Annotated in this window: 12 protein-coding genes; 10 read left to right on the top strand and 2 right to left on the bottom strand. The window is 65.9% G+C overall.

The annotated features are described in order from the left end of the window. The 5 genes from ABEL04_RS13750 to ABEL04_RS13730 all read left to right on the top strand — a co-directional run. Positions 1-938, top strand: a 938-nt coding sequence (locus ABEL04_RS13750) for a T9SS type A sorting domain-containing protein (RefSeq protein WP_375802966.1), incomplete at its 5' end; no start/stop codon positions are given. Between the two features lie 148 nt (positions 939-1,086). After that, a complete protein-coding gene (locus ABEL04_RS13745) occupies positions 1,087-1,323 on the top strand; it encodes a hypothetical protein (RefSeq protein WP_375802965.1) in 237 nt (78 codons plus the stop codon). Between the two features lie 165 nt (positions 1,324-1,488). Beyond that, positions 1,489-2,643 (top strand): glycosyltransferase family protein, encoded by a 1,155-nt coding sequence (locus ABEL04_RS13740; protein WP_375802964.1) that lies wholly within the window; start codon positions 1,489-1,491, stop codon positions 2,641-2,643. Between the two features lie 845 nt (positions 2,644-3,488). Beyond that, positions 3,489-3,692 (top strand): hypothetical protein, encoded by a 204-nt coding sequence (locus ABEL04_RS13735; RefSeq protein WP_375802963.1) that lies wholly within the window; start codon positions 3,489-3,491, stop codon positions 3,690-3,692. A 512-nt stretch (positions 3,693-4,204) separates the two neighbouring features. Then, complete coding sequence (locus ABEL04_RS13730) at positions 4,205-4,708, top strand: hypothetical protein (protein WP_375802962.1); 504 nt, start codon at positions 4,205-4,207, stop codon at positions 4,706-4,708. A 136-nt stretch (positions 4,709-4,844) separates the two neighbouring features. Here ABEL04_RS13730 and ABEL04_RS13725 read toward each other — a convergent pair whose 3' ends face one another. Further along, the gene (locus ABEL04_RS13725; RefSeq protein ID WP_375802961.1) at positions 4,845-6,251 is read right to left on the bottom strand and encodes an ATP-binding protein; all 1,407 of its coding nucleotides are present in this window, start codon (positions 6,249-6,251) and stop codon (positions 4,845-4,847) included. Between the two features lie 36 nt (positions 6,252-6,287). Continuing rightward, positions 6,288-7,061, bottom strand: a complete 774-nt coding sequence (locus tag ABEL04_RS13720) for a response regulator transcription factor (protein ID WP_375802960.1) — start codon at positions 7,059-7,061, stop codon at positions 6,288-6,290. A gap of 116 nt (positions 7,062-7,177) precedes the next feature. On the opposite strand from ABEL04_RS13720, the gene ABEL04_RS13715 reads away from it, so the two are divergent. The 5 genes from ABEL04_RS13715 to ABEL04_RS13695 all read left to right on the top strand — a co-directional run. After that, positions 7,178-7,372 carry a hypothetical protein gene (locus tag ABEL04_RS13715; protein ID WP_375802959.1) on the top strand — a complete coding sequence of 65 codons (195 nt, stop codon included), beginning with the start codon at positions 7,178-7,180 and terminating at the stop codon, positions 7,370-7,372. A gap of 3 nt (positions 7,373-7,375) precedes the next feature. Continuing rightward, positions 7,376-8,710, top strand: coding sequence for a TolC family protein (locus ABEL04_RS13710; RefSeq protein WP_375802958.1), 1,335 nt, complete (start codon positions 7,376-7,378; stop codon positions 8,708-8,710). A 72-nt stretch (positions 8,711-8,782) separates the two neighbouring features. Continuing rightward, a complete protein-coding gene (locus tag ABEL04_RS13705) occupies positions 8,783-9,076 on the top strand; it encodes a hypothetical protein (protein WP_375802957.1) in 294 nt (97 codons plus the stop codon). A 227-nt stretch (positions 9,077-9,303) separates the two neighbouring features. Further along, positions 9,304-10,845 carry an efflux RND transporter periplasmic adaptor subunit gene (locus tag ABEL04_RS13700; RefSeq protein WP_375802956.1) on the top strand — a complete coding sequence of 514 codons (1,542 nt, stop codon included), beginning with the start codon at positions 9,304-9,306 and terminating at the stop codon, positions 10,843-10,845. 127 nt (positions 10,846-10,972) lie between these two features. Next, the coding region (locus ABEL04_RS13695) for an efflux RND transporter permease subunit (RefSeq protein WP_375802955.1) at positions 10,973-11,603 on the top strand (631 nt) is incomplete at its 3' end.

Raw genomic sequence — 11,603 nt, 5'->3', positions numbered from 1 at the left:
TCGAGGGGTCAGGTGTTGAGAACGACTTTGCCGACGGACAGACGTCGAGCTTCAGTGGCAACCTGATCGGCAGCGCCACGGCGGTCCGCAGCATCGACCGCAATCAGCAAGACGCGACGCGGAACCTCGATCCCCGCCCGATTTCGGCGATTGCCAATCAGAGCACGACGCCGAAGTCAGACTTTCTGGCGCAGGTGACGTCGGAGGACGGCAACGGGACGGTGACCGACGCGCAGGGCAATCCGCTCTCGAAGAGCGAGTACCTGAGCCCGATTCAGAACGTCAGCTACCACGGCGCCTTCGACCCAAACACCGCGGTCAGTGAAACGTGGCCCGCAAACTGGACGGCGACCTATCAGAATCGCCTGTACCTTCCGGTTGAGATGGCCGGCTTTGAGGTCAAGCGGGACGGGAGCGCGTTTGTCCTGTCCTGGTCGACCGCATCTGAGACCAACAACGCGGGCTTTGACGTGCAGCGGTCGATCGACGGCGGCGCGTTCAAAACAATCGGCTTCCGCGAAGGCGCCGGGACGACCGAACAGGCGCGGACGTACCGCTTCACAGACGCGAACGTCCCCTTCGAGGCATCGACGATCAAGTACCGTCTGCGCCAGAAGGACGTGGACGGCACAACCGAGCTCAGTTCGGTGCGCACAGTGACACTGGCTCCACCAGAGGAGGCAGACCTGCTGAGCCCGTTCCCGAATCCCGCGCCGCAGCAGGCGACGATTCGCTATCAGCTGCCGGAGAAGGCAAAGGTGACGCTGAGCGTCTACAACGTGCTCGGCCAGCGGGTCGCAACGCTGGTCAACGCCGAGCAGTCGCCCGGCAACAAGCAGCGCATGCTGAACACAAGCACGCTCGGGAGTGGCGTCTACTTCGTCCGGATGCGCACGGAGGGCAAAGTAATGACCGAGCGCCTAACGGTTGTGAAATAGCGCTCCTATCTTTCCCGAGGCGGCCTCGCCTTTCCGGGCGGGGCCGCCTTTGTGCGTGTCGTCCCGAGCAATGCAACGCGCCTCCCTTGCCGGTCGCGTACTCTCTCGTGTGCCGGACCGCATCGCGGGGGGCCATGTCTCCTGACGTATGACCGGTCCCGTTGATCACACCGAACAGATTTGCCAGTTGGCCGCCCGGGCCGAGAAGTTGGAGCAGAGGGTGCGAAGACTCGAGGCGGAGAAGAAGCGATTGCTTGAAGAGCAGAAGGAGCTGAAGACCGAGATCCAGGATCTGAAGGCGAGAAGAACGAAACCGTGTGAGGAGCAGGCAGAGCAAGGAAGCAATGGTCAAGCCGTGTCCGCCCGGGAACAGGACGGAGAGTGAGAAAAATGCGGCTCTCCAGCAACGGGCGGACGTAGCGACGACGGTTCGCGGGCGAAGACGCTGAACACTGCGCACGCGAAGTGCCCCGCCAGGGAACGGAGTACGTACATCTCGTGTGCATATGGTACTTCGTTCTCGCGAACCCCCGTCGGACTTGGTAGTCGAATGGCTCTAAGCTGCCTCTTTGTCGTTCAGGGCGAAGGACGCGGCCACCTGACCCAGGCCCTCTCTCTGCGGCACACGCTAACGAACGCCGGCCACCACGTCGAAGAAGTGGTCGTGGGCAAGAGCCGGTGTCGAGCCGTTCCCTCCTTCTTCCAAGAGGCCCTGGAGGAGCCCGTTACGTTCGTCGACAGTCCGAGCTTCGTCCCCGACGGGCAGGACCGGTCGGTACGGCCCTGGGCAACACTCGTGCACGAGCTTCGCCGAACGCCGACCTTCTGTCGGAGTCTTGCCGCGATCGACGCCGCCGTCGAACGCCACGATCCGGACGTGGTGGTGAACTTCTTTGAGCCGCTGATGGGCCTCTATGCGATGTGGCGCCGCCCCTCCTTCTCCATCGTGGCCGTGGCACACCAGTACATGTTTCTCCATCCGGCGTATCAGTTTCCGCCCGGGTGGCGGGTGCAACGGTGGGCCACGCAGAGCCTCGCCCGCCTCTCGAGTGTAGGTGCTACGCAGCGCCTTGCCCTCTCGCTCTACCCTGCGCCCGATCGGCCCGACAAGAACCTCTCGGTCCTGCCCCCTCTCCTACGGCCCGATCTTTTCCAGCGGGACATCGGGCGGCGGGGACCCTTTTTCCTCGTGTACATCCTCAACAGCGGCTACGCCGACGAGGTCATCCGGTGGCACGAGCGCCATCCTAGCGTACAGCTTCATTGCTTCTGGGACCGGCCCGACGCGGCTCCCGTCGAGACGTACGACGACACGCTCGCCTTCCACCAGCTCGACGACCAAAAATTCCTCGACTTCATGGTCCGCTGTCGAGGGTTCGTCTCGACCGCTGGCTTCGAGTCGATAGCAGAGGCGATGTACCTCGGGACGCCCGTTCAGGTTGTGCCCGTGGAGGGGCACTTCGAGCAGCACTGCAACGCGTTCGACACGGTCCGGGCGGGGGCCGGCATCCGCAGCCCCCGATTCGAGGTCGACCGCCTCCAGGCGTTTTTGCCGCGCTACTCGGACGATGGGGCAAGCTTTCGCACATGGGTCCGCCGCTCGCGTCGTCGGTTTGTTCAGGAGATTGAGGCAGCGGCCGGTCAATCGGCTCGCTCCGCCCCGACGCCTCCCTACTCCGAACCGGAGGCGCTCAGGGCCGCGTAGGATGAAGCTGTCTCGGGGAGCCTCCACTGACCTACTGGCGGGACGCGGGGCACCGCGGCGCAGTGGCGGGAGGCCTGTGGGGGCCAGCGAAGCGGGGCGGGCCGTCTGCACCTGTTCGTTCACTCTCCCAAGCCCCGATCAAGAAAACGGTCTCGCCTCCAGCGTCCGGTCGGTCGAGGGGAGCCCGCATCCTTCTTCCGCGGAGACTTCCGGTATGGGAAACAAGCCCGAAGAAAAAGGGGGCGACCAGGAGACGCATTTTACTTTTCGGTCGCCCATCGGCGGCGGGTCTTCGGAACGCCGGCAGTGACATCAGGGAGGGTGGGGGTCTCCAGCGCAGGTGCACTACGGAGGATCCTGCTACGTCGCACTGCTGACTGGAGGGGGAAAGACGCTCGCGATCAGCCCACGTTCCGGCGGGCTTTTCCGTGGTTTTGGCCATGTCTGATCGGTGATCGGTCCACACAGCAGGCGGCATCCTGGCGTTGCTGGCCACGTCTGCTGCCGTGCCCTGTCGTATTCCCGTTGAGGTAGAGGACCGCAAGAGGGGGGGAGGGAAATTTGAGTGGCTCTCGAGCGAGGCATGGCAGCCGTTCTTCACGTAACCATTCGCGCCCGATGGGGCCGGGGCTCTGATCTTACCTCCGAAATCACACCTGCGTCACAGATTTCTCTTGATGCCCGGGGCCGATTGTTGTGGTTTGGCTGGTGTAAGAATGGCCAGAGTTTCCAGCCCATTCCTGAGCCGTTACTTGAGGCGGGTCGTCTGTCTGGACAGAATGGCTGTTTAGCCGGGTGCCGCGCCCAGACTCTCCTGTCATCGCCGGCAGAACCTCTCTACACCGATGTCCGGTCTAGACTATCCCTTCAGCTTCGAGTGCAACAATTGCGGTCGAGAAACGACCGTCACGCGGGACGACGCTCGCGGCTACTACCCCGATCCTGACAGTCCGAATGCGGCCCGGGTGGTGCTCGAGCAGCGCGGGTGGAAGCAAGGCGAATTTGAGAAGACGCTTTTCTGTCCGGCCTGCGCAGGCCGGAAAAACTAGGCGCGGGAGACGGACGCAATGTGCTCGCGTCCCGACGGTGGGAGCAGAACTTCGTGCCCTCACGCCGCCTCTGAGCCCCAACAGCCAAAGCAACTCAGCGGGCGAGCAGGCTTCCAATTCGGCGGGGGTGGAATCAGACACTGCCGCTGGGGCGGTCGTTGAGACGAGAAAGTGCCCGAACTGTGGACGCATCTCCGCTGGGGACCACTGTCCCAGTTGGGGCAGGAGGCCGACTCGTCCATCCCACTCCTGGATGGGGTTGACGGAGCGTTTGCAGCCGGCTGGGCGCAGGCGCCCCTTCTGAGCGCAGCAGGTCTCGACGGGTACTTTCTCTGGCGACCATGGCAGACGGGCCTCTCTTGTCCCTGGCCACGGAGCACTGCCGGGGCCTGCTGAAGCAGGTCCTGTAACACCCCAGGTGCTCAACTCGTGGCTCGGGGCGCCGTCTGTTCTGGTGGACGCCCGCGCGATAAACCAATCAGTTTCGCCTGAGGAAGCCTCCCAAGGAAGCAATGAACGACGAAAGCAGTGGTGAGACGACCTACCGCACCTCGCAACTGCAGCGAGGCCTCGCTCTCGCGTCCGCCGCCTCACTTCTCCTGGTAGCCACGCTACGGGTCACAGGCGACCGTCCGCTCTGGGAGCTTTCCTTCGTCAGTTTTGCTCTCACGGCGGGTCTGCTTCTCCCCGCCACCGGCTACGGGCTCCGAGCGAGGATTCGAGTCTCTGAGCAGGCGATCCGGAAGACGCGGCCGCTTTGGAACGACAACACGGTCCGGTTTAGCGAAGTCCGGCGCGCTCACCTGCCATTGACCGAAGAGGGGCTTTGGCTCTACACAGATTCGGACGAGAGCCCGGACCTCACCGTCGAGGCGCAGTCGTTCGAACGGTTCGACGAGCTGGCCTGCCAGGTGATACGGCGCCTGCCCTCGGGCGTAGAAGTGAGCGATCCCGCCGATCGACTTGACGGGTACCCGTGCGGAGACGAAGCCACGAGACGCTCAAATCAGACTTGATCATTATCACAGGAAGAGAGCCGAAGATCGCTGCTCGACTGGTAGAAGGCTGGGCATACGTGCAGTAAAGTTGAACCCGGAGCAGTTTATCTCTCGTCTTCTGAACCCCCTCGGTCCCGCTGGAGATCCGGAGCTCCTACTCCCGGTGTCGGGGAAGACGTACGTAGAACGTGCTTCCCCGGCCTGAACCCGGACTTTCGGCCCGCACGGCTCCTCCGTACTGCTCCGCGACGGCCTTCACGATTGAAAGCCCGAGCCCCCCACCATCCGCGCTCCGCTCGGCGTCGTTCGACCGGTAGAAACGATCGAACAGACGCTCGGACTGCTCGGGGTCGAAGCCCATCCCTGAGTCGGAGACCCGAACGACGACGGCCCCGTCCTCCAGGCCGACGTGTACCTGGATGGTTCCGCCTTCGGGCGTGTACTTGAGCGCGTTGTCGAGGAGGTGATCGGCAATGAGATCGAGGTCTTCGGGATCGATCGGCGCCTGGGCCGTCGAGGCACCGGTCCACTCGACCGAAATTTCCTTCGCGTCGGCCCGGGCCTCCACGCGGCGGAGGCGGTCGCGAATCCGAGCGCCGACGTCGACGGGGGAGGGCGGCGGTTGGTTCTCGCGGGCCTCGATCCGGGAGAGGGTCATGAGCTCGTCCAAGAGCGAGGAGAGCGTCTCGGTGTGCTGCCGCACCGCATGGAGGGTCTCCCGATACTCCGACTCGGAGCGAGGCTTGCGGAGCGTCACGTCGAGTTCGCTCTGGATCGCCGTAAGCGGGGTAAACATGTTGTGGGCCGCGTCGGCCCGAAACCGCCGCTCGCGTCGGAGGGCCGAGCGAAGCCGCTCGATGAGGGCATTGAAGGTCTCGGCCAGGTCCGTCAGCTCGTCTTCGACGCCAAACTCGGTTGGCAGGCTCCCCGTCGGCCGGGCCCCCATCTCCCGGGCCGCCGCCGTGAGCGAGGCGACCGGCCGGAGGGCCCGGCGGGCCAGTCCGTATCCGACGAGCATGGCGACGCCGACACCCCCCAGGATGCCCAGCGCGAGCCACCAGCGCAGCGTGTGGAGCTGGCGATGGATCGGCGACTGGAGCTTCGTGACTTCGAGCCACGAGGCGGATTGCGGTCCGGTGTCGAGGGGCAGATAGAGCGACTGGGCAGAGGTTTCCCCCCACGTTCTCGTTTGCAGGCTGGATGTGCCAGGCTGGGGCAGATCGGCAGGGAGGACCGGGCGGGACTGGAACGCCGGGCTTGCCTGAATCACCTCCCCGCCAGGGCCGAGCAGGCGAACGAAGGTGCCGGGCGCGGCCCGAAGCGCGTGGGCGGACGGCGAAGATGTGCGGGCCGGGGACGCCTCATCGTGGGCGCGGAGGTGCACCTGCACCGCCTTGGCCTCCTCGCGGAGCCGGAGCTCCAGATCCTGGTGCAGCCCCATGTGCACGCTCACGTAGAGACCCGCGACGAAGAGGCTGAGCAGGACCAGTAAGCTCAGGCCGAACCACAGCGCGAGCCGCGTGGAGATCGACAGCCGGGAGAGGACGGAGCGTAGGCGCATCATGGGGCGGAGGCTTGCGGGCAGTGGCGCTGCGGACTACTCGGACGGGCTGGGCGGCACCTGTTCCTCGGAGGCGGGCGACACGCTGAGCCGGTACCCAACCCCCCGCTCGGTTTCGATCGTGACCTCGGAGAGGGCGCCGTCGCCAAGCTTGACCTCGCCGAGGGCCTGCCGGAGGCTCGATACCGTCACGTCGATGGCGTTGGCCGTCACGTCGTAGGGCGAGCCCCAGACGCGCTCGGCAATGGTCGTCCGGGTAACGACCGTCTCTTTCTGGCGGAGAAGCAGCTCAAGCAAGCGATACGCCTTCGGCCGCAGGTCCAGTGAGGACGGCCCATAACGCACGGTTCGGCGGGCGGTGTCCATCGACAGGGCCCCGGCCTGTAGATGCGTCTTCTGGGTGTCGGGCGAGGCGGACGTTTGCTCAGCGCGTCGGGTCAGGGCGCGGAGGCGGGCCAGCAGCTCTTCGAAGGAAAACGGCTTGGTGAGGTAGTCGTCGGCGCCGGCATCGAGACCAGCAACCCGGTGGTCTACGTCCTGGAGGGCGGTGAGCATGAGCACCGGTGTGGGGTCCCCCTCGTCCCGCAGTCGCTCGATGAGCGTGCGCCCGTCCATGCCCGGCAGCCGCCAGTCCACGATGAGGGCGACGTACGTTCCTGCCAGCGCCTCGGTCAGGCCCTCTTCGCCCTCCCTCGTCCAGTCGACGAGATAGCCCTCCTCTTCGAGCCCCCGTTTGATGGGCCCGGCCACGTCCGCCTCGTCTTCGATAAACAGGAGCCGCCGGGTTTGGGAAGACGCGTGGGGAGGCATGGGACGAGCTCAAGGCCAAACCTTTTCGATTTCTAAGGTTGCCGACAATCTCTTAACAGCTGCCGGGACGTATGTTACCGATGCGCTCACCCCATTGATCAATCCCACCTCCCGTCATGTGGCCCTTCCTGCTGGGACTCGTGGGCTGGACCGCACTTTTGCTCTGGGGCTGGATCCAGGTCGGACGTTCGCTCGGCGGTCCAGTCCGGGGCACGGCGACCGTGGAACAGCAACCCATGGCGGGGGCGAGCCCGGACGGCGCGGGGGAGCGCGATCCCGACGATGTGACTACGACGGTCCCTCACGATTGACGGATGCCCCACGTTTCTTCTCGGATTGCCATTCTCCTCGTAACCGTCGCGGGCCTGCTTGGCACGACGGCCACTCCGGCGAATGCACAACCGGGGCCCCGCGAGTCGAGCGGAAATACCGGCGCCCCCGACCCCGCCGCAAGCCGCGCCCCATCCGTGCACACGGCTGACTCGCTCCGAACGGTCGGGCTCCGCGAGGCGCTTCGTCTGTTCCGGCAAAACAACCTGTCGCTTCGGCGAGCCCAGTCGGAGGCACGGGCGCTTCGGGGACGAGCTCGGCAGGCAAGAGCCTACCCCAACCCGACCCTGCAGGCCACGCACGAGCCGCTCTGGCGCGGCGGGACGCGCCAGTCGGAGACGTACCTGAATCTCCGTCAACAGCTCGAGTGGAGCGGCCGATCGGCCCGGATCCGGTCCGCCCAAGAGCGAGCAGCGGCCGCTCGGGCCCGAGCCGCGGCGGACAGTGCCCGGCTGGCCCGGCAGGTGGCCGAGGCCTACGTCGAGGCCGCCACCGCCGAGACGCGCCGCCGCCGACTGGCGCAGGTCACCCGCGTCTTTCGGCAGGCCGACTCCAGCATGGCCGAGCGCAGGCGTGAGGGCGACGCGTCCGGCTACGCCGCCCGGCGCATCCGCCTGGAGCGGGCGCGCTACGAGCAGCGCCTCGCTGTAGCGCGACTGGAGGCCCGAAATGCTCGGCGACAGCTCGCCCTCCTGATTCTTCCGGGCGAGGCCTCGTCGGTGGCGGCCGAGTCGCTTCCTTCGAAGATGCCGCCCTCCATTTCCGAACGGAAGGCCCTCCGCACGGCCCTCCGAGAGCGCCCGGAGCTGCGCCGCTGGCAATCGGCCGTCGAGGCCCAGAAGGCCGCCCGCCGGGCCGCCCGCCGAGAGGCGTGGCCGGACCCATCCGTCACCGTCGGGTACAAGCGGCAGTCTGACGGATTTGAGGGCGCCTTTCTTGGCGTTGGCATTCCTCTTCCCTTGTTCGATCGCAACCAGGGCGCCGCCGAGGCCGAGTCCGCCCGGCTTCAGGCCGCAGAGGCCCAGCAAGCCCTCGCCCGCCGGGAGATTCGCAATGAGGTGCGTCGGGCTCATGCCGCGTACACGTCTGCGCGTCGCCAGGCCCAGCTCCTTGAGGACGACCTGCTGCGAGGCACGGGCGACCTGCTCCGCATCGCGCAGACCAGCTACGACGAAGGCGAAATGTCGCTCGTAGAGCTTCTCGACGCCGCGGACGCGTATCGCGACGCCCGCCTCACGAGCATCGATCTCCGAGCCGATCTTTGGACCCGCTACTTTGGGCTGCTCCAAGCAATGGGGCAGCCGCTCGCCCTGCCGTAACCGGTCTTTTCGTTTCGAACTGTTCGCCAACCACGAGCACTTTGCGTCATGAACCGCAATTGGACTTCTTCGATGTTCACCGTCCTTCTCGCCCTTGCGCTCACCCTCACACTCCCGGCCTGCGGGGGCGACGGTGAGGGGAGCCATTCGCACGGCGGCGATTCCCACACGCACGCCCAGGAGAGTGCGCAGAGCCACGAAAATGGCGACCATGCCCACGATGGGGAGCACGCCCACCAGGATACCAGCAAGACGCGCCTCGACACGTCCGGCATGAACGCCGACAGTACGGAGGCGAGCGGGAGTGGTCACAGTCACGGGGAGAACAGTCATTCCCACGATGGTGAGGAGCACTCTCACCAGTAGCCATTCCCTCCTGTGCGTTCCTCGGAGTGCCGATTTCCAACTGCAACATTTGTCCATCCATGACTCTGGTGTCCCGTCTGGCATTTGTCGCTCTGAACTTGATTCAGAGCCTATCCGACGACAGAAGAGGCCTAATCGCTCGGATTGATGGGCTCCAAATCAAGTTTGGAGCGACGGTAGCATCCAGGTTTAGAGCTGTATCGTTGGTTTGGGTCGGAGCTCTTAGTATGAGCGTGTTCCTCCTCGGATGTGGAGGCGGAACGTCTGGGGGCCACTCGCACGGAGGGGACGTCCCCAGCCACGCTGCGGCCCAGACGGGGGCGGAGAGCGCCCACGGAAGCGGAATCACTACGACCGTGTGGTCGGAGGCCGTTGAGGTGTTCGCCGAGCATCCCGTGATGGTGGCAGGGGAGACGAGCGCGCCCTGGGCCGTCCACGTGACCCGCCTGGAGGGCTATCGTCCGCTCACGAAAGGATCACTCACGCTCCGCTTTCGCCGTCCGGACGGCGCGGCGTACGTGCACACGGTCGAGGGACCGCCGGAGCCCGGCATCTTCACGCCCCAGCCCACGATCCCGGAGACCGGGACGTTTCGTCTCTTCATGATTGTGAAGGGGCCGCAGGTGCAGGACACGGTGGAGGTGGGCGGCCTGACCGTCTACGAGAGCGCCTCGGCGGCCCCGACGCCGGGGGGCGGCTCGGCGGAGATCTCGTACCGCAAGGAGCAGCAGTGGGAGACGGCCTTTGGCGTCGCGGAGGCACAGGAGCGGTCGGTACAGCGGTCCATCGAGGCCTCCGGCACGATTGAGCCGGTCGCGGGGCAGTTTGCAAAGGTGTCGGCGCCGGTGAGCGGCCTGACACCCGCCCAGGCAAATCTCGACATGCCTGCGCCCGGCGACCGGGTGCGGGAGGGGCAGACGCTGGGCGTCCTCAGCCCGTCGGGCGGAGAGGGCTCCTACGCCGACCTGAAGGGCCGCGTCGAACGGCTGAAGCGAGAGGTGCGCCGCGCCGAGCGGCTCGTGGAGGCGGAGGCGATTCCGGAAAAGCGACTCGTGGAGGCGCGCCATGACCTGGAGCTGGCCCGGGCCGCCCTCAAATCGATGAGTGGGACCAGTGGAGAGGCGCCCTCACAGATGACGTCGACCTCAACCAAGGCGTCCGAGAGCGACTCCGGATTCAATTACTCCCTGAAGGCCCCGATCAGCGGTCGGATCCAGGAGCGCCATCTCGCGCCGGGAAGCCGGGTGGAGGTGGGCACGGTCCTCTACACGATTGTGGACCCGAGTCGCGTGTGGCTCCGCCTCCGGGTGCCCGCCGAACACGCGGCTGCCGTGAGCCAGGCCACTGGGGCCGTGTTTACCACCGGGGGCGGTGACAAAACCCACAAGGCGAGCCGGGTCGTCTCGACGGGGGCCACGATCGATACGGATACCCGAACGCTCCCCGTCCGCCTCAAGGTCCCCAATCCGAGCGGCGCGCTCAAGATCGGCATGATGGCCGACGCCCGGCTCCTTCTTGCGGATTCGAAGTCCGGCGTCGCCATTCCCAACGAGGCCATCCAGACCGAGGACGGGCGCCCAGTTGCCTACGTGCAAACGGGCGGCGAATCCTTCGAGCGACGGCCTCTCCGATTGGGCCCCACCGACGGACAACATACCCTCGTGGAGCGGGGCGTGCAGGCGGGCGAGCACGTCGTTACGAGCGGTGCCTACCAGGTCTACCTTGCTTCGCTGAACACTAGTCAGATCGGCCACGGGCACACGCACTGATCTATGGGGCGTTGCACGTTCGACGTTGGAACGTTGAACGATTCTACGCCCCGGAGTCCCCTACTGTGGTACGGCTGATGGAGGCACACTCCCACCCCCTCTCGCCCAGACGCGCATACGAAGAAGCATGCTTGACCGTACGATTCAGTGGGCCCTTACGAACCGGCTCGTGACCCTCGTCGGCGCGGCGCTGCTCCTCGCGGCGGGGGGCTACGCGGCCCTCACGATGCCGGTCAACGTGTTTCCGGACCTGACGGCCCCGCGCGTAACGGTGATTACCGAGTCGCACGGCATGGCGCCGGAGGAGGTGGAGAAGCTGGTGACCTACCCGATTGAGACGGCCGTGAACGGGGCCGCCAGCGTCCGGCGTGTGCGGTCCAGCTCGGCGCAGGGCTACTCCATCGTATATGTCGAGTTCGAGTGGGGCACCGACATCTACCAGGCCCGCCAGATCGTGAGCGAAAAACTCCAGCTCGTGAAGGGCCAGCTCCCAGACGGCGCGGACGCGCCCACGATGGCCCCCATCACGTCCATCATGGGCGAGATCCTGCTGATCGGCCTCACCAGCGACGAACACTCGATGCGCGAGGTGCGGACCACCGCGGACCGCGTGGTGCGCCGCCGCCTGCTGGCCGTCGACGGCGTCGCGCAGGTCATCCCGCACGGGGGAAAGGTCAAGGCCTACCAGGTGATCGTCGATCAAGAGCGGATGCGCACGCTCGGGGTCTCGCTCTCGGAGGTCATGGAGGCGGCGGAAG

This window comes from Salinibacter sp. (assembly GCF_042218895.1).
Lineage (GTDB): Bacteria > Bacteroidota > Rhodothermia > Rhodothermales > Salinibacteraceae > Salinibacter.
This window is presented reverse-complemented; position numbering and strand designations above follow the sequence as displayed.